The organism is Mariniluteicoccus endophyticus, assembly GCF_054780035.1.
The window spans coordinates 46,656-72,088 of record NZ_BAAGXC010000019.1 but is presented as its reverse complement, the minus strand read 5'-3'; the positions used below and the strand labels follow the sequence as shown (position 1 = coordinate 72,088).

Genomic DNA, 25,433 nt, shown 5'->3' with positions numbered 1-25,433 from the left:
CTGCCCGCCACCGCGGGCAACAGGACGACTCGCATAACGACCGGACCTACGAAACGGGGTCAGCCCACCACAACAGCCGCTTCGGGATGCCGCCGAAACGCTGCAGCAGCAACCACATCCCCGCCAACAGATCACCGGTGCGACGGCTGGGGACCATCACCGCCTCGATGCGGCGGGAATGCGCTGCGACCATCACCAACACCGGCAGCCGACCCCGCAGCCGGGAATCCAGACCGACATCCACGGGCGGGAACCACAAGTCGCACTGGACCTGCTCCCCCGGCCGGTGGACCAGCCGATCTGCCGGATCGATTCTGCGGACCCGCCGACGTGTCTCGGCAACGTTCTCACGGAACCAGGTGATCGACCCTTCCCAGCCGACCCGCTCGGCCAGCACCGTCGCCGGCATGTCCGGGAACTCGCTCAGCAGCGCCTGCACCACTGTTTCGATCCGGGACCACGCCCCTCGACCGGCGGCCTGGGCTTGTACACCGGTGGACCATCCGAGGCCAACGCCTTCGCGACCGTCTTGCGAGCCACCCCCAACCGCTTCGCGATCGCCCTGCCCGACAAGCCCTCACTGGCATGCAGATACCGGATCTCGGCCCACACATCCACGCTGATCATCCCTCCATCGTGATCGCGTGGCTCCCTTTTCGACCGTCGTCACTGGCTCCCTTTTCGACCGTCGTGGACAACCCTCGTCTCGGCCACGGAGTCCATCGATCAGACACCCTCGGGGATGCTGGTCCACGGCATCATGTCGAGCATCGCGGAGTTCTACAGCCGCAACCTCGCCACCGAGGTCACCAAGGGGCTGTCGCAGAAAGTCGCCCAGGGCGGCACACCGATGCGCGCCCCGATCGGCTACCTCAACGTCCGCAAGACGGACGAGAACGGCCGCGAGATCAGGACAGTGGAGGTCGATCCCGAGCGTGCCCCGCTCATCCGGTGGGCGTTCGAGACCTACGCCGAGGGCGAGACCTCGGTGACAGGGCTCCTGCGCGACCTGACCGCACGGGGACTGGTCACTGTGCCCACGCCGAAGCGACCGTCCAAGCCGTTGGGGAAAAACACGCTCTACAAGCTGCTCACCAATCCCTACTACGCGGGAGTGATCCGCTACAAGGGCGTCCTCCACCCCGGCGCGCACGAGCCCTTGATCGAACCCGCCCTGTTTGATCGCGTGCAAGTGCTCCTAAAGGCGCGCAACGCGCATGCAACCAGACACGTCCAGCACGCCCACCACCTCAAAGGACTGCTGCACTGCGGGACCTGCGGGTCTCGTATGCTGCTGGATTTCGCAACCAACCCGAGAGGCACCACGTACGCCTACTTCGTCTGCTCCGGCCGCGCTGCGAAGAAGACTGGCTGCACGCGCCGGGCGGTGCCGGTCGCGGTCGCCGAACGCCTCGTCGCCGACTCCTACGCCTCGATCACGGTCAGCGACCAGACCTACCGCGACCTCGCTCAGCGGTTGGATGCGGCATTCGACAAGCGCATGGCCGACCACGACCAGGAGATTGCTGACCTCACGGCACACCGGGCCAAACTCGAAGCCGAGAGCGACAAGCTGCTCGCCGCGCACTTCGCCGACGCCATCGACCTGCCCACGTTGAAGCGGCATCAAGACCGCATCCGGGAAGGCCTCGCCGACGTGAACCAGTGCCTCGCCGAGCACGACGAACACCACGCCGACAGCCGAGCATTCCTCCACGACAGCCTGCGGCTGCTCACCGACGCCCACCATGCCTACACCCGATCAGGCGACGCCAACCGGCGACTGGCGAACCAAGCGTTCTACACAAGGCTCGACATCACCGACGACGAACAGCTACGTCCACGTCTGGCGGAGCCGTTCGCCACGATCATCCGCGAAGTACACGACAGCCGCGGCGGCGAGGGAGAGGAAGCCAAACGGGAACACTCCACATCTTCCGATGTCGAGTGTTCCCGTAAGACACTTTGCGTGGAGGTAGCACGACAGTGCTCTAACCTTGCCCCGGCCTTGCAGTTGGCGGTCTCGTCGCATCGTGCGATCCGTCGGCGGCGCAGGCCAGCGCCGGTATCGCCGACCTCGGCGCGAGCGTTGCCGCGCCCGGTTCCGCGGCTGACGGTGGCCATGCTGGGAGAGGCAGAGCGCCGGTACAAGGACGGCGAGATCCTGCGGGCGATCGCGGGTGATCTGGGAGTAAGCCGTCAGCGACTCGCTGTGCGATTGCGTGAGCGAGGAGTGCGGCTACGCGGTGAGAAGCCGTCATCTGAGCAGGTGCGCGAGATGTGCCTGCGCTACGAGCAGGGCGAGTCGCTGGCCACGGTCGGCGAGCGGATGGGCTTCAACGCCAGTTCCGTGCGTGTCGCGCTGATCGCTGCGGGTGTGAAGCTTCGGGACACTAATGGGCGAGTGCGGTGAGCCTCGGGGCCCATGTCTGGGTGTTACTCGATCGCCCCGAGGATTGCTGTGACTCGGGGCGGCAGCAGAGGCTTCGTTCCTGTGGTGTTCACAAGTGTTGCGAGGTTGCGCCAGGCGTGGGCTCGGATCTGAGCGGTGGTGACTCCGCGCTGCTTGGCGAGAGCTGCTTCGACGTCGCTGACATTGCCAGGTTGGTGCGGGCGGGCTCCGCTGCGGTTCCCATCGGGGTGGTCTGTTTCTAGGAGGAGACGATCCATGGGGATGAGGTCGATGGCGTCGCTTCGGCGCAGGGTGGCGGTGTTGATCGAGAAGTAGGCTCCGAGTTCAATCGCGCGCCTTGTGGTGGCTCGGTCGCCGAGCCACCAGTGCAGGATCGCGCCGGTGATCGGGGTGTGTTCGAGATGCTCCACGACTTCGCTGGTTGCCCGGTAGCTATGGATCGACGTGAGGCGGGGCTTCGCCTGAAGTTGCGTGAGCAGCGCGGCCAACACGTCGTGCTGTTTGGCGAGGCGGGATGGGACTCTTGCGTCGAGTCCGATTTCGCCGACGTAGGGGGTGCGGGCGATGAGACGCTCGAACTCCTCAGGGTCGTAGCCATCGAGTGCGGTCTTCACTCCTGGGTGAACGCCGACGCCCCAGATCGCGAGCAGGTCGTGGTGCTGGCGATCGAGGGCGAGACGCGACTCGGCGAGGCTTCGACTTGCCGCGAAGATCACGGCTCGGAGGTTCAGAAGGTCCCGAGGGGTGACCGTCGGGTCGATGTGGGCGTGGAGGTCAACGGCCGGGAAGTTGGTCATGTCAGCGTTTCCAGCTCGCGTGCGCCGCGGACGCAGAGGTCACGGGCGTCGGATGCGGAGTACCCGTCAGGCAGGCGCATCGCTGCGATGTCGCTGACCCGGATTCCGCGGGCCACGAATCCGCGGATGCTGGGAAGGATCGACGCCTTGTCGAGTTGAGATCTCGCGGCCTCGCTGGGAGGGGTGTCGATCACGTAGGTGCTTCGGTCGGTGAGTTCCGCGGCCGCAAACGATGCCCGGCGCACCAGGCACCCGAAGCACGTTCCGCAATGATCGGTCGCTGTCACGCCGAGCCATCGTCGGTTGGTGAACGCGCACGAGTTGGTCGCGCTGAGCAGGTCCGAGGCCGGGCCATCGCCGACCTGGTCCGCCAGCCACCGGAACATCTCGCCCTTCGTCTGCGCCGCGAATGGATTGGACAGGGTCCCCCATGCGCCAGCGGCGGAGACGAGTCTGGACAGTTCGGTGAGGAACCACGGGTGGGTGGTGCGGGTGGAGAGACTGCCGAGCTGGTCAGGGCCCAGGGGTGGGTTCAGTGACGCGAACCCGTTCTCGGGGATCCAGAGCTCCACCTCGTTGACCGAGGCGAGGGCGAGGCCGAGCGCGAGGAACAGGAACGATCGGGTTCGCGTGGTGTTCTCGTTCTTGAACCGGTGTCCTCCGGGTTGTGTCTGGCGTCGGGTGAAGCGGATCTGCGCGTGCTGCTGCGTGCTGCCATTGGGGCAGAGGTCTCGGATGCGTTCGGCGACGTCCTGCTGGATGGGTGAGATCGATGTCGCCCCGACGTGAGAGACAAGCAGATGCGGTTCGGGCTGGGTGCGTGCGAGGAATGCACCGGTGGCGGAGTCGGCGCCGCCGCTCATGAGCACCACCCGCTGCACGTCGGGATACCCGTTGGGCGCGATGTCCTCACGAGGGATGCGTGCTGCACGGAAGGTGAGCGTCCATCGGTCACCCGACAAGAAGTCGAGGAGCTGCTGCAGCTGGTCCGTGATGGCGTTCCAGGGTGCCGTGTCGTGGACGGGGACGCTCAGAGCGATGTGGCGTTGGGTCCAGTTGACGCGGCCGGCCCGGCGCGGAACGGAGCGGTCTGCGGCGTAGACCATCGCAGCTAGGCGGAACAGTTCGATGTTCTCGCGTCGCACCGGGCCGAGCTTGCCCAGCCGGGGTCCCAGGGAGGTGTTGAAGGTGCCGGCCCCAGCGGTGGGCCAGTAGAACGTGCGATCGGCGGACTCGGGAGTGAGCGCCGATGGGACTTGGAAACGAAGGTCGAACTGCGCCATCTCAATCTGCCTCGTGGATGGTTCTGAGATATTCGAGTCCGTCTTCGATCGCGCGCGTGAACTCCTCGGGGCTGGGCCCGCTGGGCGAGAGGTCCGCGTGCGCGGCGAGCTCTTCCGCGGCCTGACGGATCCCGTCCTCGAACGCCGCGCGTTCGGCTCCTGACATGTCCTTAGTGTTCATGCTGGACGCGGTCTCCACGAGGTATGCCTCGGCCAGGATCAGGGCGACCGCTTCCTCGGCGATCTGCCCGAGTGACACGTCCGTCCCCGTGCTGTCGCTCTCGACGAGCCATTCGGCGAGCCTGCCGACGACCTCCATCTGCTCCGCAGTTTCGATCGTTCCCGCGGGGAGGTCCTCACAGACTTTCTGTGCGATCTGGTGGGCGACGTCGAAGATATTCGGGTTCGCCCGCAGTGCGTCGTAGTCCAGGCCGAGATCGCGGAGAGTCTGCGCGTCGCCGCTGCGGTACGCGTAGGCCGCTGCGGCTCCACGGCCGGCGGAACGCGCGGAGGCTGCCGTCGATCGCGTGAGACTCTCGTCGCCCCGGCGGCCGCCCCCACCCCTTCCCCCTCCGCCGCGGGAGGAACGGAAGAGCGCGGCCGTGGGCAGCATCCTGCCGGCCGGTGAGCTCGGGGAGGGCTTCAGCGGAGAGAGAAGCGAGGGCTGGTTACCTGGGGGCGGCGGGGCCTGGCCGTCAGCCCCAGGGAGGCTGGCCAGCCAGTCGTCGAGTCCGTCGCGCAGGTCACCACCGGCGGCGCTGCCGGAGTAGGAGCCTTTCGTCCCCATCAGCGCTTACCACCTTTCGGTGGCGGCGTGGTGAGCGCCTTCTTGATGTTGCCGTCTGGGAGTTGCGCGGCCAACGCGTTGATGACGTCCTTCATCCCGGGGATCTCGACCCCGGCGAGGATGACGGCGGTACCGGGCTGCAGATCGGAGGCCGGGAGCCGACGGAACGCGTCAAGCGCGGCCGGTTGCACGGCGACATGTGCGGTGGCGAGTCTGACGATCCCGGCGACCGCGCCGCGTTGCTCCTGGACTCGGTCTCGTGCGCGCAGCCCCAGGTGCCGCAGCAGCTGATCGACATCGTCGGTCGTGAGCGCTCGCAGGCTCTCGTCGGTGAGTTGCCGCCTGTCCACCGTGCGGGTCGAGGCCAGCTGCGCGGCCAGATCGCGGAGATGTTGGGGAAGCTCGGCGCTGACCAGGAGGTCGCCGCGGAAGGATGCCGCCAGGTGCAGGTACGGGCTCAGGTCGAGGTCATGAAGATCCGGTGGGAGCTTGGCCCACCGAATCATGTCCTCGGCGAAGTGCGGGGCGACCGCGGCTGCTGACGCTGCTTGGGTCGGCGCGTCTTCCGCTTCGGATGGTCGCGCATCTTCCGCGGTGTCGTCCGGTTCCGCTCCGGTCACGTCCGCAGCGATCTCGGCGGGTTCATCCGGTGCGTGGTCGGCGAGGTCAGTTGGCGGAGCGGGAACGGGAGGTTCTTTCGGCCGGTTGGCTTGCGCTTCCAGCGACTCCAGTCGATCTCGAAGCTCACCGGTTCGCAACCATGACAGCACGGACTGGAACTGATCCGGCAAGAGGACTTCGAGAACCATGAGCTTGGCGACGACGTCGAAGTCGAGCTCGATGCCCCGCCGCGCAGCGATGGATCGACGGATGTTCAGGTCGTTGAGGAATCGCTTGATGCGCCGCGGGTTGCCCCGGAGCTTCTCGTAGAGGATCGTGGTGAGCCGACGCGCGAAAGACAGCTCTCGCTGGACGTCGAGGTCGTCAGGCGCCTGGAGGTCGTCGAGAGCGCCGGCCATGCGGAGCCGGTGGCATTCGGTGATGACCTTTTCCAGTTGCTCATCGGTGAGACGCTGGTCAACGCGATTCTGCAGCTGCAGCAAGAGCACATACGACTCGGTGTCGAAGGCACCCAGAGCCGGCAGTGGGACGGTGGTCTGGACGATCTTGTGCAGATAGAGCTTGGACGGGGGTTCCGCTGGGAGAGCGTCTTCGTCCTCTGGACGTTCCGTGGGCATGCTCGAATCTGGCAGGCGGGTGCGGATCGCATCGGCGACCCGGTCCTCGTCTGCCGCGATGACGAACGCCATGCCCTCAACGCTCAGGAAGAGACGGATCGCTTCCAGGGTCTCCACGACGGTATCCACCAGGCACCGGTCGAGGTCGTCGACCAGCACCGCCACCCGGCGTACGTGAGCCATCTCCTCGGCCCCCAACAGCTCAGCGAACTCGGCCTTGAAACCGGCCAGGCCCCGCGGCTGGTCGCCGGCGCCAGTCCCCTCGGACGCCGGTTCGCGGATGAGATCCAGCACGTCGCTGACACCTGGGATCTGCAGGGTGAGCGACGACTTGGCGGCGAGCTTGACCGCCTTGGCCCAGTCGACCCGATCAGAGAGCCTCTTCAGGAGCTTCTTGATCTTCTCGCCCTTGGACTCCTCGACGTCCTTGAGGCGTTCGGTGAGTTCGGCCGCGATGGCGTCGAGGACCTCACCGATCAGGCTTTCCTTCGCGCCCACGGCAGGGTCGTAACGCCAGGGGTCGGTGCGGACGGTGATGATCTTGGCGTTCTCGGGGTCGCTGCGGGAGTCAAGATCGGCCTTGATGAGTTCAAGGACGGTGGTCTTGCCGCTGCCCCACGGGCCGGACAGTCCGATCGCCAGCGGATCGAGCGCGTCATCGAGCACGGCGTCGGAGACTGTTTCCGCGATGGCCCGCGCCGCGAGGAAGTCCACTTTCGACGGCTCATCGGACCAGAGGCGACCGCGAAGGTCCTCGATCGTGGACATCACGCCTCCTCACGTTCAGCTGCGAAGGCGGTTCTGTGAGACCCGCCGCGAGCTCGCCCGCCGTCGGGGCGGTGCGCGAAGCGCGCACAAGCATCCGACGGCCCAAGTTTTCCGTTCAGGATCTCATGTTTGCCCTCGCATTCGGGGCCGACACGCAGGGAGCCCTCGGCGGCTGTAGCGGGTCAGTCCGTGGAGTCGTTGCCGCCGGAGGGGAACGGCCGCCGGGCCTGGGCGTCGAGGTGTGCCTGCTTGACGGCGATCAGGTTCTCCTCGACGGAGCTCGTCGTGCGGTCGTTGGTGACGTGGATGTCGAGTCCGGCGTCGTGGAGTTGCTGGACGACGGCGACGTGATCGGCGTACTTGGAGCCGAGCCGACCGAGATCGGTGACGATGAGCCCGGTCACGTCCTCCCGCGCGACGGCATCGAGCATGTGATGCAGGCCGTGGCGGCTGTGCCCGACGTCGGTGAAGACCTGGGTGACGGTCAGGCCGTGCTCGTCGGCGTAGCGGCGGCAGTCGGCTTCTTGCTGGTCCAGCCAGGTTGGGTTCTCTGCCGCGCTGTACCGGTAGGTGACGGCCTTCATGATGCACCTCCGGCCATGACCAGAACCTCATCCGGCGTAACACCGGGCAGCTCGGCTTCGCGGCGGGCAGTGCGGCGCTGGACGTGCTCTCGGTAGCGGACGCGGGCGAGGGCGATGAGGCTCATCGGGCCGAGCCAGAGCATCTTGAGCGCGTTCCATGCGCACAGCAGGACGACCAGGTGGAGCCAGCCGGGGCCGCCCTGCTCGATGTGGTCGGTCAGGATTTTGACGGCTGCGATGTAGGGGGCGGCGAGCAGCATCGCGGGGACGCCCCATTTGAGTCCGCGGCGGGTGTAGACGGCATCGCGGATGCGGTTCGTCGGGAAGAGCCGGCGGGCCGGTTCCAGGTTCTGGGCGGTGTTCTCGCTCTGGCGCCAGCGGCGTCGGACGCGGTCGCTGAGGAACATCGGTGGGCCTCCATTCAACACGGTTCGAATGATCGAGAAGCGGCGTGTTGGTGGTGGCCCCGAAGGGGCGATCCCGAAGGACCCTACAGATGGAATGCCTGCGCTTCACTTCATAGTTTACGCCGGGGCCGGGCGAAGGGGAAGGTCTCGTCGCGGTGCCGGGTGCACCTGCGCTGGTAATGCCTGGTGAGTGGAAGGACCCGGTCATGGTTGCTCTGGCTGACTACACCTCCGATGAGCGGACGGCCCGCGTGATGCTCTCGATGATGATCGAGCCCGCCGACCGCGCCGTCGGCCGCCTGCTGCGCCGCGAAGGCGCCGTCGAGACCCTCCGGCTCCTCGACGCGGGCGGATCGATGCCCGGCGTCCGGGCTGAGGAAGGAGCGCTCCTGCACCACACCGCGCAGCAGTTCGCTTCCCGGGGCGGCCTCGGCGATGATCTGGCGGGGCTGCTGGACGGGTCGTATGCGCCGCTGATCCCTGGCGATGCGCATTGGCCGGTCTCGGTGGACGCGCTGGGCGATCGTGCCCCGTATGTGCTGTGGGCGAAGGGGGCGACCTCGTTCCTCGCAGTCCGGCAGGAGACGCGGGTGACGATCACCGGGTCTCGGGCATCGACGAGTTACGGCGATCACGTCGCCGGCGAGCTCGCCCACGATGCGTCGCACGCGGAGCAGATCGTGGTCTCCGGCGGCGCCTACGGCATCGACGGTGCCGCGCACCGCGCTGCGCTGAGTAGCGGTGGGCAGACGATCGCGGTGGTGCCCGGCGGTCCGGACCGATTCTACCCGGCGGGGCATCGCGACATGCTCGAACGGGTCGGCGATGTGGGGTTGCTGATGAGTGAGATGCCGCCCGGGTCGGCGCCGACCCGGCACCGGTTCCTCGCCCGCGGCCGGCTCCTGGCGGCACTGTCCTCGGCGACGGTGATCGTGGAAGCCGGGGCACGCTCCGGCACCATGCACGTCGCCCGCGAAGCACATGCCCTCGGTCGTGGGGTTGGGGCGGTGCCCGGGCCGGTCACGTCCGCGGCGAGCACCGGCACGCATCTGCTGCTGAGCGAGGGCACCGCCGCCCTCGTCACCGGCCACCACGACCTCGCCACCCTCACCAGCGACCGACGACGCCAGGCCCCGGCACGAACCCCGGGGCTGAGCGCCGGTCGCGATCTCGATGCCGTCGATCAGTACCGGCCCGGCCGCTCCCTCTGATCCGCGGGTCAGAGCGTGCGGCCCTGCCGGGCCTCCATGGTGAGGTCCGGCTGCTCGGTGTTCGGGGTGTGGCGGCTGAGCTGCTGCGCCCGGGTGAGCGCGGCAGTGGCGCGGGCGGCGTCGAGCTTCTGCGCATCCGACCCGGGCCCTGGGCCGAGCGGGGTGTCGTCGGTGATCTGGTACCGGTCGCGATACGCGGCGACGACCCGGCCGGCCTGCCGCCATCGCTGCGCCGTTCGTGCGTCTGCTGGCTTGGTTCCGAGCGCGGCCGTCCATGGTTCCCCCTCGTTCAGGTCGCGATCGTGGACCGCGGATGCGCGGTGCTCGATGAGCTCTTCCCGTTCGGTGAGGGCGTGGTGCATCTCGGGGTCGGTGACGCCGGAGGCATATGGGATGAGCCCGGCGATCAGCCGTGGCGATCGGCGGGTGCGTCCGGACCCGGCGGGGCGGGCGGTAGCGCGGGCAAGGCGGTGATGCAGGACCGAGGCGATGTCGTCGGCATCGGCGAAGCCCCGCGCCGCCACGAGCCGCGGGAACAGGACGTCGAGGTCGTGATGGTTGGCCTCGGCGCGGCGCAGCTCCGCTGACAGGGCACCGTAGGCGTCGGAGCCGAGTACCAGGTCGGCCTGTCCCTCGGTGAGGCCGGAGGTTTCGAGGAGGGTGGCCCAGCGGTCGTGCTGGCCGGCTTGGGCGATGGTCTCGTACTCCGCCGCCAACTGAGCGATCGAGCCCCAGCGTTCGTGTTCGGCGGTGATGGTCTCGTGCGCGGACAGTTCCGCGCCGACGTGCTGGAGCACCCCGTACAGGACGCTGCGGGCGGTGGCGTCGGGGTTGTCGGAGGGGTGCGGGGCGACGTGCGCGTCGTCTGTGGTGTCGGTGGCGACGTAGGCGTGGTTCCCGTGCCGGCCGCGGGTCATCGCGACGTAGAAGTTCTCCCGCGTCGTCGTCGCCGTCACGACCGTGTGCGCGGTGTCGACCGTGACGCCTTGGGCGCGGTGCCCGGTGATCGCATACCCGAGTTCGACCTGTTCGGCGACGTAGGCGGCGGGGAGCACGAGCGATCCGCCGAAGCGTCGTCCGGCGGGGCGGACGGTGATCGACCCATCGCTGGAGACGGCGGTGATGGTCCAGCGGTCGCCGTTGCGCACCCAGTTCTTGCCGTTCTTCGACCGCAGGCGCCGGTCGTTCTCCCTTGTGATGACCCGGTCACCCTTGGATGCCTGGGCGCCATCGTGCAGGGTGACTTCTCGGCCGGGGGTGATCGTGCCGTCGAGGATCAGGTCGGCGCGGGCCCGCTCGTTCAGCTGGGTGACGGTCTCGCGGGTTTCGGCGACGAGGACCGACGCCCACCCCGCTTGCACGTCGGCCCGCCAGGCGGTGTAGGCGGCATCGACCATCGCGTCCTGCTCCCCGCCGCGCACCCGGTCGTGCTCGATGAGCGTGTCGATCGCCGGGGTACGCCCGTGCCGCAGGGCCAGCGAGTTGGCCTTCTCCCATTGATGGGTGAACCGGTGCACATCGACCAGTTCGGGGGCGTCGTCGCGGTCGTGGACGAGCATCCCGAACGCCCCGCCCGCATCCACCGCCTGGAGCTGCGACCAGTCGCCCACGAGCAGGACTTTCGCGCCGGCCTGTTCGGCGAGGCCAGTGATGCGATCGAGCGAGCCGGTGCCGGCCAGGGATGCCTCGTCGAGGATCACGAGCTGGTCCTTGTCGAACGTGGTCCCGTGCAGGAGGTGCATCTGCCACCAGCGGGCCGTGTTCTCCGTCGCGATCCTCAGCTCCTCACCGAGCACCTGCGCCGCGTTCTCCGACGGCGCGAGCCCCGCCACGCTGCCGGCGCCGTGCTGCTGCTCCCAGGCCCGCTTCAACGCGCTCATCGCCGTCGTCTTCCCCGCACCAGCCGGCCCGACGAGCACGTCCACGACCCGGCCCGACACCGCGATCCGCTGGAGAGCGTCAGCCTGATCAGGGCCGAGCCGGCGGCCCTCCGCATCGGGCCTGCTGGTGATCTTCTCGACGGTGGCCAGTTCCACGGTCGGCCCGGTCGTCGCGTGGGAGCGGTCGAGGAGCCGGTCTTCCGCGGCCAGCAGTTCCTCGGTCGAGTACAGGACGGCGCTGGGGTGGCGGAAGCGGCTCGATCCATCGGGGCGGCGGAACACGACCGGGCTCGACGCCAGCTCCGGCGGCGTCAACCGCAGCGACGCCTGCTCGGCCGCGTCGGTCACCATCCCGGTAATCGCCTCCCGATCCTCCGCCGAAGCGAACCGGACCCCCATGAGCTGCCGGCTTGCTTCGGCGTGGAGGTTCCAGCGTCGCCACGTCGATCGCTTCTCACCCACCGCGGCGACGACGGACTGACCGAGGTCGGTGATGGTGTCCAGGGGTACGTCGTCGGCCCGCAACAGTGCTGCCTGCTCCCCGGTAACGGTGGTGAGGGTGCGCGCCCAGGCGGTCGCGTCCTCGCCGAGGAGCTCGGTGGCGCGGTGGCGCCAGTTGGCTGTGAGGGCAGCGAGCGACTGCACCCGCTTCTCGGGTCGGGTCGCGAGGGTCGCCTGGGCGCGGAGCTTGAGCACGGTCTTCGCGGACGGTTCACGGCCGTGCTTGGCACGGTAGGCGTCGATCAGGCGGGTCTTCTCCTCCTCGATCTGCCGAGACCGGGAGGAGAACTCCGAGATCAGCTCGTCCGGTACCGGGGCGAGCTCCCATGCCGGGTTGCGATCCCGGCCCCGCTCCCTGGCCTCCCACTCGATCCCGAACATGCCCGCGATCCGATCCGCCAACGTAGCGTTGTACAGCTCGGACAGGGCGACGATCGAGGCGTGCACCGGGCGACCGGCGAGGGTCCGCCACTTCTGGTCCTGCACGGTGAGCACTTTGTTGCTGACCACGACGTGCGTGTGCAGCTGCGGATCACCACTGCGTGAATCGTAGTGGTCGAACGCGGTGGCGAGGACGCCGGCGACATCGACATGCGCGACCGCGCCCTCCGGTCCGGCGGCACCGACGCGCGTGGTCGCGACCTCGCGTTCGAGGAACGCAACCACCTCCGCAACCGCCTGATGATGCGCATCCGCAATCAGCGATTGCGTGCCCGCATCCGCAACACCCCACCACGCCGACAACGACTTCGGCACCGAGAACGTCAAGTCATACCCCGCGACCGCACGGCGGGTGCCACGCTCGGCCTCCTCCGCCTCGATGGCTGCGACCTGCTCCGCCCGCGAGGCCGGTCCGAGGTCGGGGTCGAGGTCGGCGACGCGCTGGTCGACGCGATCCTGCACGCTCGCGTACTGCCGATACGCCTCGCCCAGAGGCTCCCCAGTGATGGGATCGCGGCCCATCCCGACCAGGAGCTGGAGCTGCGCCTCGGAGACCCGACCGCCCTCGGCCAGCTCACCGCTGCCGAGGTACGGCAGGCCCGACCCCATCCAAAACCCCGGAGGAGTGCCCTCCTCCGTGTAGTACCTCGTCAGGGGCGTCGACAGGGAACGGTCGCCGTCACCTGCGGCGACCGTGCGCAGCAGGTACTGGTAGCCCTCGCCGGCACTCATCACCCGCATCGAGACCGTCATACCGACCAGGTGAGCACCCGAGATGCTGCACTACAGCTCTACACCGAGGACGGGGTTCCGGTCTGCTCGTAGTAGCTCGTCAGCGCGGTCGACGCGTCACGCTCCCCATCACCGGCTGCGACCGAGCCAGGCAGATACCGGTACCCCCGCCCGGCCGTCATCACCCTGATCGACACCGTCACGCACAGCAGGTAAGAGAATCACCCGACTTCGTCACTCCGACCCTGCCGGGAGGCTAAGCGGAGATGTTTCCGCTTCCCCGGAGGATCTTGTAGACGACGGAATCATCGAGCCTGCCGAGCCCGAGTCGGGCTCCGCGAAGATACAGTTGTTCGGCTGAGGACGCCAACGGCACTTCCTGGTGGACTGAGCGCGCAGCTTGGCTGACGAGCCCCATGTCTTTCACGAAGATGGCGAGGGCTGACCGCACGTCCTCGAACGCGTTCTGTGTCATCCGTTCGCCGCGATCTTGGAACATGAATGATGCCGCAGCTCCGGCACCGAGGACGGTGTGCACCTGCTGGGGGTCGAGCCCCATCGAGTCGGCCAGGGCGAGTGCTTCACCCGCAGCAGCGATATGCACGCCGCACAGGAGCTGATTGATGACCTTGAAGCGTTGTCCGTCTCCGGGACGTTCACCGACAATCGCGACTGTGGAGGCGAGCGCGTCGAGGAGGCTCTGTACCGCTTTCACATCGTCGTCAGCGCCAGCCGCCATGATGAGGAGATCACCAGTCGCAGCTCGAGCGACTCCTCCGGAGACGGGGGCATCGACCACGTGTTTACTGATATGGCTTGTGGCGGTGACCAGCTCGTCGATCGCTGCGGGACCTACTGTCGACATCACCAGAAGCGTCGTATCGGGCGATAGCGTCGATGCGATGCCATCGTCGCCAAAGAGGACGGTGTTCAGTTGCTCTGGGGTTGCGACCATGATGACGACAATCTCTGCGCCCATGACCGTATCCTCAGACGTGCGTGCAGGAATCGCGATGTCGGAGACCGCTGCGACAGCGTGGTCGCTGACATCGAAGACCCTGATGGCGAACCCTGCTGCTGCTGCGGCACGCACCATCGGCGTGCCCATCGCGCCTAAGCCGATCCAACCGATCTGGGGCTGCTCGTGTGACATTACTCGTTCTCCTTCGATGACGGTGTCTGACGACTGGATTCTGACGCTGGCCGCGATGCAGCCGCCATCACCTCGATGACGTCCGCCAAGGCTTCGGCATGTCCAACGTTTCCGGGAAAGACCACAAAGGGCATACCCTCGACATCTTGGGGTGCTTCGCGTGCTTGTAGGAGTGAGACTTGCCCTGGCCAGAACTGCCCGAGGACTCGGGCACGTCGCATGCCTAGGCCCTGTGCTGCGACTTCATGCGAGGTGATTCCGCCTTTCGCGATGACCCATGCAGGGCGAGCGCCGCGGATCTGTTGAACGAGTTCGACGACAGCATCTGAGATCGTTCGAGCCATGCGCAGCGACTCCTCTTTGTCGTCGCTCTTGAGCAAGACTCGGCTCGTATAGACCACGCAATCGCTACGTGTGAGGGCTTCCCTCACACGACGAGCCGCGTCCTGAACGTGCGCGTCGCCTCGTTCACTCAGGAGTACCTCGGCATCGAGTTCCACCTCGATAAGGTTGCCGCGCTGACGTGCGATGTCCAGTTGGGCGCTGGTGAGGTCGACATGGGAGCCCACGACGACGAGTCCGTGATCAGCACGATCATCCGGGACCTCGATCATGTCTGGCTGCACGATGCGCGCCTCCGTCTGACCCGAGAGCGGACGAATGAAGGACGGAGCGCAGCGAACGACAAACCGCTGATCAGCCCCCTCGAGGATATGCATTGCCTGCACGACGGTTTCCATGTCGCTGTATCGTGTGGCGTTCACAACGATCCACTGTCGATGTCGGGCCTGCGACAACACATCACATACTCGGCCAACACCACCATTTCGTATGTCGTCCAATGTGATGCTGAGCACGTTTTCTGCCGTGAGAACCCCGCCGGAGCGCTCTTCCAGGAACGCTGGAAGGTTCGAGTTGTCATATCCGAAGGTGGCGTCATCGGCGAAAGAAGTCTGTCCTACCGCGACCGTTTTTCCGTTCACTGTCGCGTAGTGCGTGTCGTTTTCGGTGAAGCGCCCGGCTTCGAGCATCGCCGGGCACAGCAGGATGCCATCTACATCAAGGCCATGTGACGCGAGTTCGTCGCAGATGGCGGTGGGTTCGGCGATCACATGCCCGCGCAGAGTCGAGTCGGATCGCGAGACGATCGTGAGCGAGGCTGGATCCGGGACTCGAGTCAGGATGTCAGACAGCACACCACGATTGATCACGCGCGCCTCGGCTTCCGTGAGTGCGCGAGTGTTCGTGAGGACAAAGCACACGCCCTCTGGTCGTGAAAGCGCCTCCGTCGCGATACCCGGGTCGGTATCGAAGGCCACGTCGATGTCCGCGACGCATTGTGATCCGGTGGGGTCATCGTCGAGGATGAGTAGACGGTGTCTCGGTTTCATGGCTGCTGGCCCTTTCGAATAGTGATCGCGGAGGTTGTGGAATCGCGCCTCAGCTCAGGAGAGAGACGAGCGGCCACGCTGCCGCGACGACGATGAGCGCGACCACTGAGGCGACGAATGTGAGCACGGTGTAAGTCCGTAGTGTGGTTCCGACGCTGACTTCGAATGTCCGATTCCAGATCCAGAAGAGACTCGAGTTCACATGATCAGGCCCGATTGAGCCCGCCCCGATCGCGAGAACGACCAGCGCGATCTGACTCGGTGAGAAGTCTGTGAGCAGAGGAAGGATGAACGGGGCCGTTGTGATCGTGGCGACGGTGGAGGATCCTTGCACGGCTTTGCTGATCGTCGAGATGAGCCAGGCGAGCAGGAGGATCGGCATACCGGTGCTCGCGAGTGATTCCGCGACCGCCCCTCCGATTCCTGTTTCGCCGAGCACGTGCCCGAAGGCACCACCGGCCCCAGTGATGAGAATCACCGCGGCGACGGGAGGAAGTGCGGCTCCGATCACATCCCCGAGGTCGCTTAGGCCCCAGCGTGCCTTTCGGCCGAGGACGACGCCGGCGAGGAGGACGCTGATCATCAGTGCTGCGGAAGAGTCACCGACGAAGGAGAGGAACCCTGCTAACCCGGAGGGCATTCCAGTGAAGATCTGAGGCAGCGTCTGAAGCATGATGAGCACGACGGGCAGCACAATGAAGCACAGGGGAAGCGCGGCTCCGACGCTGTGGTCGGTCTTCCCATCCGCGGTGCCGCTGCCCGCGCCGCCCGCGACGCGCGTTTCGGCGGTCGTAGCCCCCACTGTGACGAGCTCGGCGGCAACAGGAACCGGGGAGGACGCTTTCCTGGTCATCAGTGCCATGACTTGCTGAGTGATCATCCAGGTGATGATGGCTACCGGGAGCCCGAGGAGCAGAACGAGTCCGACGTCGGCTTGGAGGATGCCGATGCCCGCCACGATTCCGGGATGCGGGGGAAGCAAGCAGTGCACGATGAGCAGGCTCAGCACGCTCGGCAGGGCGAACTGGAGCATATTGCCTTTCGGGTTCACCCCCTTCGCGATCGCCAAAACGATTGGCGCGAGGACGATCGTTCCGACATCCACGAACACCGGAATCCCGAACAGGAACGAGGCAATACCCACGGCCCATCTCGCACGTCGTGGTCCGAGCTTCTCGAACGCGACGGCCGCGATGCTCTCAGCACCGCCGCTGGCCTTGATCACGCTTCCGAGCATGGATCCCAGCGCGACCAGTAGTGCCACACTTCCGAGCGTTCCTCCAACGCCGTCGCGAAGCAGCGGAAATACTTCACTAAGAGGTATTCCTCCGGCGAGGGCAAGGCCGGCGCTGACAATCAGCAGCGCGAGGAACGGATGCATGCGGATTTTGGTGATGAGCAGGAGGAGCAGCCCGACGGCGGACAATCCGAGAAGGACCAGCAGAGGTGTTCCCATTTTCTATCTCCTTTGATGTCAGCGATGGGATTCTTCGCGCACGGCAGCACAAGCAACGGCCAGCTGGTGTATCCGCGGGTACTCACGAAGCGGATGCACGGCAGGGCCGGAGGACGTCGCGGCGATCTGTAGAGGGGTGAAGTCTCGGTTACGTCACGATGTCAGTGGGGCGTGTTCGATCAGGAAGCCCTCGAGAAGTCGACTGACTTCGGCTGCTGCGGTTCTCTGGGGGAAGTGCCCCGCACCGTCGATGACCACTCGTTCGTACGCGCCGGCGAAGTGCTCCTCTCGATGGAGCGAGGTGACGGGCGAGTTACATGGGTCATCTGCGCCGTGTAGGACAAGCGTGGGAACCGCGATACGCTCGATTTTCATCGCACGTTCCTGTATTTCGCTGTAGTGCGGATCCTCAGGCGCGAATCCCCACCGGGCTCGGTAGGAGTGCATCGTGACGTCAGCCCAATCCGGGTTCTCGAACGAGGGGAAGGTCTGCTCGAACCCGACCTCAGACAACGAGGATTCCGGAGACCAGAGCTTCCAGATGTACCGGGTGAACTCATCACGGTGATGCCGTACTAGCGCCTCCCCGCGGGGAAGTGCCATGAGCCAGTGATACCAGTAGTTGTGACACTGCTCGATGCTCATGGGCTGAGTAGCTGAGTCTGTTCCCCATCCGACCGAGATGGCAACGCACGCGAGAATGCGCTCGGGTGCGAGGCCGGCAGCGAGATACGCGACTCGAGCGCCCCAATCATGGCCGACGATGACCGCTCGCCGGATTTCGAGTGTGTCCATGAACTCGAACAGGTCCGAGGCCAACGCGTAACGGCTTCCTGAACGAGGGCGCGCATCGTCGAGAAATCTCGTCGGTCCACACCCGCGCAGGAACGGGACCAGAACACGGTATCCCGCGGCGGTGAGAGATCCCACGACTCCATCCCAGGTCCGTGCGTCATCCGGCCAACCATGCAGGAGGATCACTGGCGTATCGTCCGGAGAACCGCTTTCTTCGTAGGCGATATCGAGAATGCTGGTACGCGCGAATGCGCTCTTCAAGGTGGACATGAGCCCACGCTAGTGACGGACAGCCATCGGAACTATATGTGTCTTGAGGGGGCAGGCATCTGTTTCTAAGATGGGTGTGTCCCCTAGCGTGGTGGCAATCCCGGGGTGGCGTGGAGCTGCTGGTAGGCGATGAAGGGTCATCGCGGGACCTCCCACATCGACCAAGAAATAGGGACCCGCGATGACCCGTCACCAGTCTGCCCTGTCTGCTCTCGTCAGTGAACTGCTCCAGGACCCCGACCTCGCTCACGAGGAACTGTTCCGCCGGCTTCTCCAGGCCGGGCTCCAGGACCTCATCGATGCCGAAGCGTCTGTGAAGATCGGTGCTGACCGTTACGAACGCTCTCCGTCCCGCTCGACGCGCCGTAACGGCACCAGGGCAAAACGTCTGGCCACCCCTGCCGGGGAGCTGGATCTGGCGATTCCGAAGCTGCGAGCCGGGTCGTTCTATCCCGCGCTGCTGCATCCTCGTCGCCGGGTCGACAAAGCGCTCTGGGCGGTGATCTGCACGGCCTGGATCGACGGCGTCTCCACCCGCAAAGTCGAGGATCTCGTGCGGGCGCTGGGCAACGAGTCCGGGATCAGCAAGTCCCAGGTCTCGAGGATCTGCGGCGAGATCGACGAGGTCGTCGCGGAGTTCCTCCACCGCCGCCTGGACCACACCTGGTTCCCCTACCTGTTCCTGGACGCGACCTATCTCGACATCCGCCAGGGCGGGCGCGTCGTCTCCCAAGCCGTCGTGGTCGCCACGGGCGTTGCCGCGACCGGTCACCGGGAAGTGCTCGGCATGGCGATCGGTGACGCGGAGACCACCGACTTCTGGACCGAGTTCCTCCGCAGCCTGCGCGAACGCGGTCTGACGATCTCCACGCCCGCCGCGCCCGAGGGCGTGCTTATGGTGACCAGCGACGCGCACTCCGGGTTGAAGCACGCGATCAAAGCCGTGCTGCCCGGCGCGTCATGGCAGCGCTGCCGGGTCCATTTCGCCCGCAACATCACCCAGACGCTGGGCTCTGCGCGCTCCAAGCCCGTCAACGCCCTGGTCTCCACGATCTTCGCCCAGACCAGCCCGGAGACCGTCCGGGACTCGTTCCAGCAGGTCACTACCTCGCTCGAGAGCTCGTTCCCGAAGATCGCGGCGATGCTGAAGGACGCCGAGGCGGACCTGACCGCGTTCGCTGCGTTCCCGGTCGAGCACTGGCGCAAGATCTGGTCGAACAATCCCATCGAGCGTGTGAACCGTGAGATCAAGCGCCGCGCAGACGTGGTCCAGATCTTCCCGGGCCGAGACTCCGCAACCCGCCTCGTCGGGGCCGTCCTCCAAGACCAGCACGAGGAATGGCAGTACGGCGAGCGTCGCTACATCAGTGACATCTCCCTCCGCCGCCTTGCCGACATGCTCACCACCGACACCCCCGAGACCGCCAGCCGGCTCCTCATGACCGCCTGACCCAAAAGCCACCACTCAAAGGGACTTGACCTCTAAGATGGCTAGATGGACTTGAAGTCACTGGACGCTGTTCGCGCTATCGCCGAGGCCGGGTCTATATCCGGGGCTGCGGAACGTCTGGGCGTGGCACAGTCGGCGGTCTCGGCGAGGCTGGCATCGGTCGAAGCGTCGGTGGGAACGTCACTGTTCGAGCGTCTTCCGCGCGGGGTCACTCCGACCGCGGCAGGGGCGCGCCTACTCCCTTACACTCGGCGTATTGCGGAGCTCGTGGTCGAAGCTCGAGCTGCGACCACTGGGACGCTCGAGCTCACGCGAGAGCCGCTCGAGCTGGGAGCGACAGACATCGCCGCGGCCACCGTTGTACCCGGCGCGATAGCCAAAGCCATTTCTGCGGAGTCGCCTCCGGAGATCCGCTTGAGAACCGGGACGACGTCTGAACTGCTCGATGCGATAGACGATGGAGCGCTCGACGCCGCAATCGTCTCGGCGAACGGCCAGTTGGGTGATCGGGCACAGGCGATGCTCGGAGAGCTGCCACTGGCGCTCGCGTGGCCCATCGGAACCGAGCCTGGAAGCCTGCGCCACGCATTCGGGTTCGGAGACGGATGCGTGTGCACGAGCAGACTCAGGGCCATCGACGCGGCCCGCAAGTGGGGACTGGACTTCGCACGGCTTGGCTCAGTCGAGGCGATTGTTGGATGTGTTTCCGCGGGCCTAGGCGTGACACTTCTCCCGCGGGCCCTTCTGCGCAATGCGGAGATAGAGACGAGCAGTGTTCCGCCGCTCCGACTGGTGCTGGCTTACAGAGTGGAGCGGCAATTGGAAGCGTTGAGGATTGCCCAGTCTCTTAGGGAGAGCATGTCGTGAGTTACGGGGCATGATTCCTAGATTGACTTCGCCTGCAGTCTGCAGCTTGGTGTCACGCCTTCCTGGATCTCAAGCTCGGATGCGGACGATTGCCACTGCCGCTCATAGAAGCGTCATCTATTCTTTTCGAGGCCCCCTCACGCTCGGCCGCATACCCGGCGTGCCCGGTCCGACCCACTGACCGCTGGGCATCGGCCTCGGCCTAGTCCTGATGCCCGCAGCCATCCCCGGCGAGACTGTGGCCGCCTGGCCGAGCCGCTCCGGACTCGCCGGCGCCCTGGACAATGTGCTCCGGCAACTCGGTACCAGCGCAGGCGTCGCTATCGGAGGCCTCAGCGCAATACACGCCACGGGCAGCCCGCTGCCCCATCAACCCGGGACCGGGCTCGCCGCCGGACTCTCGTGGATCGCCGGAGCCATCGTCGTACTCGCCGGACTCGCACAAAGCCGGCAGGACCAGAGGTCGCAGTAGCCTGAGAAATGCAGAATCGAGCCAACCTGGACGTGACTACTTTCACTACCCCACGGCGTGCCCTGTTCTGTGTGTCAGGGCGTGGTTGATCGCTCAGAGTTGTCTCTCGCCTGGCCGCCGAATAGGCGCTCACCAGCGCGGTGACATCGTCAGTGCACCGTCGCGGGCCGCAAGCAGGTCGCGAACATTCAGGCCCAGTTCACCGAGACCGCCCGGATGCCCAGCACGATCGGCGGCACCTCGTGAGCCCCTTGGGGTCGGGGTCGCGCTCATGCTCGCGGATGATGCGGACGGTACTTGAGTGCGACGTGACGCCGCGAACGGGCGGCTTACGTTGGAGGCGAGTCGTTCGTCCTTGGCCGATCGGTGCTAGTGAACCGGTAGGCCTGTGGGCGCTACTGACTGGGTGAGAGCTGCGATGGGCAGCGCGAGCTCGTAGGAGGCGGAGAGTACAGCGTGGCGTGGTCAGGCTCGGAGATCGAGACGGATGAGGCGTTGCTCGTCCGGATCGGTGCTGCCGATGAGCGCGCCCTCGCTGAACTCCATGCCCGCTACGCGTCCGTGGTGTTCGGCTTCGTCGTGGCCCGCACCCCGGACCGCGGGGTGGCGGAGGAGGTCAGCGCCGACGTGTGGCTGGGGTGCTGGCGATCGGCGCGCGCGTTCCGGCACGACAGTCGGGTACTGACCTGGCTGCTGGGGATCGCGAAGCGGCAGATCTACTCGCACACCCGGCGTAAGCGTCTCCCTCAGGTGCCGCTCGAATCCGAATACGCGCTCCCCGCGGACGACAGCGATCCTGCCGATCTGGCGGTGTCCGCCGAGGAGACCCAAGCGCTCCTCGCGGCGTTACGAGCGCTTCCCGCCGATCTGAGCGAGGTCGTGCGGCTGGCCTGGGTGCACGAGCTGCCGTACGAGGACATCGCAGAGCTGGTGGGCATCCCACGGGGAACGGTGAAGAGCCGGGTGTCTCGCGCCCGGCGCCTGCTGCGCGAGGAGTTGAGGAGGAACGATGACTGAGCACAGTGCTGACACCGGCGGCGATGACGCCTTCCGTGAGGTCCTGCGCCGCTGGGAGAGCGAACAGGGCCAGGCGCCCGCGTTCGATCTGATCCGGCGCCGGATCGCGAGCGCGCCGTCTCCGATGGATGCTCCCCTGTGGTCTGCGCGGCGGAGCGCAAAGCTGGCAGCGATTCTGACGTGGGCGCAGGTGCGGGTCGTGCCGTGGCTGATCCTGCCGGTCGCCTTGGTGACGGTGATGATGGCGATCTTCGCGGCGCGGTTCTTCGGGGTGACGCAGGGAGGATCGGCCGGCGATACCGGGTTCGCTTCGGTGATGCTGGCCGGGATCGCGGTCACGGTGACGATGGCGCTGTCGTCCGCGAGGCCCGACTCGATCGCTCTGGCGACGCCGCTCGGCCCGCAGGTGGTGGTGCTCGCGCGGGTCGCTCTCGTGCTGGTCATCGACGCCGCAACCGGGCTTGCGGCGTCCGGCCTGGTATCGGCCTGGGGGTATACGAGCGGCCTGTCGGAGGTGGTCGCGAGCTGGCTGATCCCGGTGGCGCTGGTCGCGGGAGCCGCGACGTTCGCCTCGATCTGGGTCGCACCCTGGGCCGGCATCGCCGCCGGGCTGCTGCTCATCCCGATGGCCGCTCCGGTGTCCGAAGCGATGTTCTTCTTCGGACTGTCCGGGCTGCTGTGGAACGCGCTGACCCCGCTCGGCCTGCTGGGAGCGGGCGCGGGCCTGCTGATCGCGGCCGTCACGACGGCGCGGCGGGCCGCGATCAGCGGACTGCAATCCGCGTGAACCGATCCGCCTCACCCCGCTACTGACCTTGGTGACGCAGATTCCCAAGAGTTCAGGAGCAGGAAGTGACGAGAGCAGCGATCCGAGCACAGGGCCGACGCGCCGGCCTGATGGTGCTGTGCGGGCCGATCCTCGCCGGGGCGGCGGTCGCCCTCGCCGGCTGGTTCGCCGCCGACGCCTGGCCGCCCTCGCAGGCGATGACACTGGTGAACTGGCTCGCGCAGGTGTTCGTGATCGCCACCGGCGTCTGCGCCGCGGTCGCGCTCACGGGCGACCCGCTGATCGAGCTGCACGAGTCCACTCCGACCGGGTTCCGTCAGGTTCAGCTTCTTCGCGCCGGGCTGGTGACGCTGTCCGGGCTGGCCGGTGCGGTGTTGATGTTCTTCCCCCTGCACGCGCTGCGGGTCTGGCCCCGCGACGAAGGCTGGACGTCGGTAGCGTCGCCCGCCGGCGCGGTCGTGATCATGATCATCGTCGCACTCGTGGCCGCGGCGTTCGCGGGCACGGCAGCGACCACCACCATCGCGATCGTGGCGGCCTGGATGTTCCTCGCGATGCTCTGGGACCCCTACGTGCTCCCGCTGCACCTGCAGCGGGGTGTCCCGCTCCTCATCTCAGCCGGACTCCTCGTCACCGTCTGGCACCGGCTCGGAAATGCGGAACGCAACATCGCAAAGGTGGTCGCGGCATGACGGTTCTCGCACTCGCTCGCACGCACTCGAAAGTTGCCCGGCGGCAGAAGGCGCTGTGGTTCACCGCGATCCCGCTGACTGCGTTCGCCACCCTGCTCGCGGTCATTTCCCCGGCCCGGCCCGGCACCGGAGGAGTCGAGGATCTTGCGTTCTCCGCGCAGCTGATCGTGATGTTCACCGGCGTCGCCTACGCCGCCGCGTTCGCCGATTTCTTCACCGCCGCCTCGCGGCTAGGGATCAACGAACTGGAAGCCTCGACCCCGGTACGCCCCCTCGCCCTGCGCGCGGCGAGGATCCTCGGCACCTTCGGCGTCGTCGTCGTGCCGGCGCTGGCGGTGCTTCTGGTCATGGGCGTCGTGCAGACGCTCAGCGGTCATCCTTGGTCGATCCCGGTGGCGGTGGCGGTGACTGCGACGATCATCACCCCAGGCGTGCTGATCGCCATGTCATTGTCGGCGCTGCTCGGCGCGATCCTGCCCCGTGCGCTCGGCCGTATCGCAGGGGTGCTGGTCTGGTTCTTCCTGATCTTTTCGTCCTCGCTCCTCCCGCTGCCCACGCCGAACGGCACCGTCTTCACCGTGATCGGCGATGCAGTCGCCAGCGGCTACTTCGACACCGACCCGGTCTACCCGCCCGCCGGTTCGCTCGCGTTCGACGGCACCGCGTGGACGGCGACCGTCTCACTGCTCGTCCAGTTCGCCATCATCGTCGTCCTGCTCGCTGCCGGGTCCGCGCTGGCCGGGCGCGCGGCCAAGCGTTGAAAGGAAACCGCATGTTCATCTCCCTCGACCATCTGGGCAAGGACTTCCGCAAGAAGCCCGCCGCGCTCGATGACGTCACCCTGGACCTGCCGCAGGGCATGATCGGGCTGCTCGGCTCCAACGGTGCCGGGAAGACCACGCTCATGCGGATCCTGTGCGGGATCATCCAGCCCACGAGGGGCCGGGTGCTCATCGACGGCCACGACCTCGCAGGCGCCGGTGCGCGCCGAGCGGTGAAGAAGACGCTGGGCTACCTGCCGCAGGACGTCGAGCCGTACCCGAACCTCACCCCGCTCGAGTTCCTCGACTACGTCGGCGTGCTCAAAGGCATCGACAGCGCGACCGAACGCAGACGGCAGGCCCGCGAGCTGATCGCCCAGGTCGGCCTGAACGATGCCAAAGACCGCAAGGTCGGCGGGTTCTCCGGCGGCATGCGCCGCCGGGTCGGCATCGCGCAGGCACTCATGGGCGACCCGGAGTTACTCGTCGTCGACGAGCCGACCGCGGGGCTCGATCCCGAGGAGCGGATGCGGTTTCGCACCCTGCTGGCGAGCCTCGGGCAGAACCGCACGGTGATCCTCTCCACCCACATCCTCGATGACGTCGCGCAGACCTGCCCCTACGTCTTCGTCCTCCGAGAAGGACGCCTCCGCTACGACGGCCCCACCGACGGACTGATCGACGCGGCCCGCGGCCGCACCTGGCTCACGGCTGCCCGGACCGCACCTCCGCCGGAGCACGTCACCGTCGTCAACGCCACCACGACCGGGGCCGGCACGCAGTACCGGATCGTCACCGACACTCCGCCTGCGGACGCCGCCCCTGTCGAACCCAACCTGGAAGACGGCTACATGGCCCTCACGATCCCGAAGGAGCACGCATGAACGTCCATCACAAGACCATCCGCCTCTCCGCCGCCGCAGGTGCCGCAGCGCTGCTCGGCCTTGGCCTCGCGGGATGCAACGGGATGATGAACCCCGAGGATTTCCCCGTCGACGGGCCGACGCGCACTGCGACCAGCAACCCGCAGGACGTCACGGCCGATGACTTCGGCCACTCGTGGAACCTGGACGTCGACCACGGCAGCGTCAGTTGCGAGGAGAACGGCAAGGGCGACCCGGTGCTGCGCTTCACCGCCCCCGACGGCACCGAGTACGCCCTCAACTCGGTGGACGAGAACGCCGAGCTGGCACCGATCGGCGACATCGCCGACGGCTCGATCGGCACGCTGCGCACCTTCGCGTTCACCGTCTGCGACGCCTGACCTGATACCAGAGAGG

Annotated in this window: 22 protein-coding genes; 10 read left to right on the top strand and 12 right to left on the bottom strand. The window is 66.7% G+C overall.

Annotated elements, in window-relative coordinates; translation table 11 throughout:
- Window positions 1-46: 46 nt before the first annotated feature.
- Window positions 47-442, bottom strand: a complete 396-nt coding sequence (locus ACYVGD_RS09270; RefSeq protein ID WP_460743062.1) for a hypothetical protein — start codon at window positions 440-442, stop codon at window positions 47-49.
- Between the two features lie 300 nt (window positions 443-742).
- Here ACYVGD_RS09270 and ACYVGD_RS09265 point away from each other — a divergent pair, with 300 nt between their 5' ends.
- Window positions 743-2,413 carry a recombinase family protein gene (locus tag ACYVGD_RS09265; protein ID WP_460743060.1) on the top strand — a complete coding sequence of 557 codons (1,671 nt, stop codon included), beginning with the start codon at window positions 743-745 and terminating at the stop codon, window positions 2,411-2,413.
- Window positions 2,414-2,436: 23 nt separating this feature from the next.
- On the opposite strand, the gene ACYVGD_RS09260 is transcribed toward ACYVGD_RS09265, so the two are convergent.
- The 6 genes from ACYVGD_RS09260 to ACYVGD_RS09235 all read right to left on the bottom strand — a co-directional run bounded on the left by ACYVGD_RS09260 (window position 2,437) and on the right by ACYVGD_RS09235 (window position 8,277).
- Window positions 2,437-3,210 (bottom strand): TatD family hydrolase, encoded by a 774-nt coding sequence (locus ACYVGD_RS09260; RefSeq protein WP_460743058.1) that lies wholly within the window; start codon window positions 3,208-3,210, stop codon window positions 2,437-2,439.
- Window positions 3,207-4,082 (bottom strand): hypothetical protein, encoded by an 876-nt coding sequence (locus ACYVGD_RS09255; RefSeq protein WP_460743056.1) that lies wholly within the window; start codon window positions 4,080-4,082, stop codon window positions 3,207-3,209. The genes ACYVGD_RS09260 and ACYVGD_RS09255 overlap by 4 nt, the downstream gene beginning before the upstream one ends.
- 412 nt (window positions 4,083-4,494) lie before the next feature.
- Window positions 4,495-5,280 (bottom strand): hypothetical protein, encoded by a 786-nt coding sequence (locus ACYVGD_RS09250; protein WP_460743054.1) that lies wholly within the window; start codon window positions 5,278-5,280, stop codon window positions 4,495-4,497.
- On the bottom strand, window positions 5,280-7,286 hold the full coding sequence (locus ACYVGD_RS09245; RefSeq protein WP_019157629.1) for a KAP family P-loop NTPase fold protein: 2,007 nt from the start codon (window positions 7,284-7,286) through the stop codon (window positions 5,280-5,282). The genes ACYVGD_RS09250 and ACYVGD_RS09245 overlap by 1 nt, the downstream gene beginning before the upstream one ends.
- Window positions 7,287-7,468: 182 nt before the next feature.
- Window positions 7,469-7,870, bottom strand: coding sequence for a recombinase family protein (locus ACYVGD_RS09240; RefSeq protein ID WP_019157630.1), 402 nt, complete (start codon window positions 7,868-7,870; stop codon window positions 7,469-7,471).
- Window positions 7,867-8,277 (bottom strand): hypothetical protein, encoded by a 411-nt coding sequence (locus ACYVGD_RS09235; protein WP_019157631.1) that lies wholly within the window; start codon window positions 8,275-8,277, stop codon window positions 7,867-7,869. Before ACYVGD_RS09235 ends, ACYVGD_RS09240 begins: the two co-directional genes overlap by 4 nt.
- 266 nt (window positions 8,278-8,543) lie before the next feature.
- Here ACYVGD_RS09235 and ACYVGD_RS09230 point away from each other — a divergent pair, with 266 nt between their 5' ends.
- Window positions 8,544-9,488 carry a DNA-processing protein DprA gene (locus ACYVGD_RS09230; protein WP_460743051.1) on the top strand — a complete coding sequence of 315 codons (945 nt, stop codon included), beginning with the start codon at window positions 8,544-8,546 and terminating at the stop codon, window positions 9,486-9,488.
- 8 nt (window positions 9,489-9,496) lie between these two features.
- Here the strand turns inward: ACYVGD_RS09230 and mobF are convergent, their stop codons facing one another.
- The 5 genes from mobF to ACYVGD_RS09205 all read right to left on the bottom strand — a co-directional run bounded on the left by mobF (window position 9,497) and on the right by ACYVGD_RS09205 (window position 18,107).
- On the bottom strand, window positions 9,497-13,063 hold the full coding sequence (mobF, locus tag ACYVGD_RS09225; protein ID WP_460743050.1) for a MobF family relaxase: 3,567 nt from the start codon (window positions 13,061-13,063) through the stop codon (window positions 9,497-9,499).
- A gap of 235 nt (window positions 13,064-13,298) precedes the next feature.
- Window positions 13,299-14,195 carry an NAD(P)-dependent oxidoreductase gene (locus ACYVGD_RS09220; RefSeq protein WP_460743049.1) on the bottom strand — a complete coding sequence of 299 codons (897 nt, stop codon included), beginning with the start codon at window positions 14,193-14,195 and terminating at the stop codon, window positions 13,299-13,301.
- Entirely contained in the window at window positions 14,195-15,586 is a 1,392-nt protein-coding gene (locus ACYVGD_RS09215) for a four-carbon acid sugar kinase family protein (RefSeq protein WP_460743048.1), read from the bottom strand. Before ACYVGD_RS09215 ends, ACYVGD_RS09220 begins: the two co-directional genes overlap by 1 nt.
- Before the next feature lie 49 nt (window positions 15,587-15,635).
- Window positions 15,636-17,042: a GntT/GntP/DsdX family permease gene (locus tag ACYVGD_RS09210; RefSeq protein ID WP_460743047.1), complete on the bottom strand. Its 1,407-nt coding sequence runs from the start codon at window positions 17,040-17,042 to the stop codon at window positions 15,636-15,638.
- A gap of 153 nt (window positions 17,043-17,195) precedes the next feature.
- The gene (locus ACYVGD_RS09205; RefSeq protein WP_460743046.1) at window positions 17,196-18,107 is read right to left on the bottom strand and encodes an alpha/beta fold hydrolase; all 912 of its coding nucleotides are present in this window, start codon (window positions 18,105-18,107) and stop codon (window positions 17,196-17,198) included.
- Between the two features lie 181 nt (window positions 18,108-18,288).
- Here ACYVGD_RS09205 and ACYVGD_RS09200 point away from each other — a divergent pair, with 181 nt between their 5' ends.
- The 8 genes from ACYVGD_RS09200 to ACYVGD_RS09165 all read left to right on the top strand — a co-directional run bounded on the left by ACYVGD_RS09200 (window position 18,289) and on the right by ACYVGD_RS09165 (window position 25,417).
- The gene (locus ACYVGD_RS09200; RefSeq protein WP_460743045.1) at window positions 18,289-19,557 is read left to right on the top strand and encodes an IS256 family transposase; all 1,269 of its coding nucleotides are present in this window, start codon (window positions 18,289-18,291) and stop codon (window positions 19,555-19,557) included.
- A 45-nt stretch (window positions 19,558-19,602) separates the two neighbouring features.
- On the top strand, window positions 19,603-20,424 hold the full coding sequence (locus tag ACYVGD_RS09195) for a LysR family transcriptional regulator (protein WP_460743044.1): 822 nt from the start codon (window positions 19,603-19,605) through the stop codon (window positions 20,422-20,424).
- A 928-nt stretch (window positions 20,425-21,352) separates the two neighbouring features.
- The gene (locus ACYVGD_RS09190) at window positions 21,353-21,913 is read left to right on the top strand and encodes an RNA polymerase sigma factor (protein WP_460743043.1); all 561 of its coding nucleotides are present in this window, start codon (window positions 21,353-21,355) and stop codon (window positions 21,911-21,913) included.
- Window positions 21,906-22,700, top strand: coding sequence for a hypothetical protein (locus tag ACYVGD_RS09185; RefSeq protein ID WP_460743042.1), 795 nt, complete (start codon window positions 21,906-21,908; stop codon window positions 22,698-22,700). Before ACYVGD_RS09190 ends, ACYVGD_RS09185 begins: the two co-directional genes overlap by 8 nt.
- A 65-nt stretch (window positions 22,701-22,765) precedes the next feature.
- A complete protein-coding gene (locus ACYVGD_RS09180; RefSeq protein ID WP_460743041.1) occupies window positions 22,766-23,392 on the top strand; it encodes a hypothetical protein in 627 nt (208 codons plus the stop codon).
- Window positions 23,389-24,153 carry a hypothetical protein gene (locus ACYVGD_RS09175; RefSeq protein WP_460743040.1) on the top strand — a complete coding sequence of 255 codons (765 nt, stop codon included), beginning with the start codon at window positions 23,389-23,391 and terminating at the stop codon, window positions 24,151-24,153. The genes ACYVGD_RS09180 and ACYVGD_RS09175 overlap by 4 nt, the downstream gene beginning before the upstream one ends.
- 11 nt (window positions 24,154-24,164) lie before the next feature.
- Entirely contained in the window at window positions 24,165-25,037 is an 873-nt protein-coding gene (locus ACYVGD_RS09170; RefSeq protein ID WP_460743039.1) for an ABC transporter ATP-binding protein, read from the top strand.
- Window positions 25,034-25,417: a hypothetical protein gene (locus ACYVGD_RS09165; RefSeq protein WP_460743038.1), complete on the top strand. Its 384-nt coding sequence runs from the start codon at window positions 25,034-25,036 to the stop codon at window positions 25,415-25,417. Before ACYVGD_RS09170 ends, ACYVGD_RS09165 begins: the two co-directional genes overlap by 4 nt.
- Window positions 25,418-25,433: the final 16 nt, after the last annotated feature.

What these genes read in the sequence shown, in the direction of transcription:
- ACYVGD_RS09265 (WP_460743060.1), top strand. Translation starts at nt 743, where the DNA reads ATGCTGGTCCACGGCATCATGTCGAGCATCGCGGAGTTCTACAGCCGC.
- ACYVGD_RS09260 (WP_460743058.1), bottom strand. Translation starts at nt 3,210, where the DNA reads ATGACCAACTTCCCGGCCGTTGACCTCCACGCCCACATCGACCCGACG.
- ACYVGD_RS09250 (WP_460743054.1), bottom strand. Translation starts at nt 5,280, where the DNA reads ATGGGGACGAAAGGCTCCTACTCCGGCAGCGCCGCCGGTGGTGACCTG.
- ACYVGD_RS09245 (WP_019157629.1), bottom strand. Translation starts at nt 7,286, where the DNA reads ATGTCCACGATCGAGGACCTTCGCGGTCGCCTCTGGTCCGATGAGCCG.
- ACYVGD_RS09240 (WP_019157630.1), bottom strand. Translation starts at nt 7,870, where the DNA reads ATGAAGGCCGTCACCTACCGGTACAGCGCGGCAGAGAACCCAACCTGG.
- ACYVGD_RS09235 (WP_019157631.1), bottom strand. Translation starts at nt 8,277, where the DNA reads ATGTTCCTCAGCGACCGCGTCCGACGCCGCTGGCGCCAGAGCGAGAAC.
- ACYVGD_RS09230 (WP_460743051.1), top strand. Translation starts at nt 8,544, where the DNA reads ATGATCGAGCCCGCCGACCGCGCCGTCGGCCGCCTGCTGCGCCGCGAA.
- mobF (WP_460743050.1), bottom strand. Translation starts at nt 13,063, where the DNA reads ATGACGGTCTCGATGCGGGTGATGAGTGCCGGCGAGGGCTACCAGTAC.
- ACYVGD_RS09220 (WP_460743049.1), bottom strand. Translation starts at nt 14,195, where the DNA reads ATGTCACACGAGCAGCCCCAGATCGGTTGGATCGGCTTAGGCGCGATG.
- ACYVGD_RS09215 (WP_460743048.1), bottom strand. Translation starts at nt 15,586, where the DNA reads ATGAAACCGAGACACCGTCTACTCATCCTCGACGATGACCCCACCGGA.
- ACYVGD_RS09210 (WP_460743047.1), bottom strand. Translation starts at nt 17,042, where the DNA reads ATGGGAACACCTCTGCTGGTCCTTCTCGGATTGTCCGCCGTCGGGCTG.
- ACYVGD_RS09205 (WP_460743046.1), bottom strand. Translation starts at nt 18,107, where the DNA reads ATGTCCACCTTGAAGAGCGCATTCGCGCGTACCAGCATTCTCGATATC.
- ACYVGD_RS09200 (WP_460743045.1), top strand. Translation starts at nt 18,289, where the DNA reads ATGACCCGTCACCAGTCTGCCCTGTCTGCTCTCGTCAGTGAACTGCTC.
- ACYVGD_RS09195 (WP_460743044.1), top strand. Translation starts at nt 19,603, where the DNA reads ATGGACTTGAAGTCACTGGACGCTGTTCGCGCTATCGCCGAGGCCGGG.
- ACYVGD_RS09185 (WP_460743042.1), top strand. Translation starts at nt 21,906, where the DNA reads ATGACTGAGCACAGTGCTGACACCGGCGGCGATGACGCCTTCCGTGAG.
- ACYVGD_RS09175 (WP_460743040.1), top strand. Translation starts at nt 23,389, where the DNA reads ATGACGGTTCTCGCACTCGCTCGCACGCACTCGAAAGTTGCCCGGCGG.
- ACYVGD_RS09170 (WP_460743039.1), top strand. Translation starts at nt 24,165, where the DNA reads ATGTTCATCTCCCTCGACCATCTGGGCAAGGACTTCCGCAAGAAGCCC.
- ACYVGD_RS09165 (WP_460743038.1), top strand. Translation starts at nt 25,034, where the DNA reads ATGAACGTCCATCACAAGACCATCCGCCTCTCCGCCGCCGCAGGTGCC.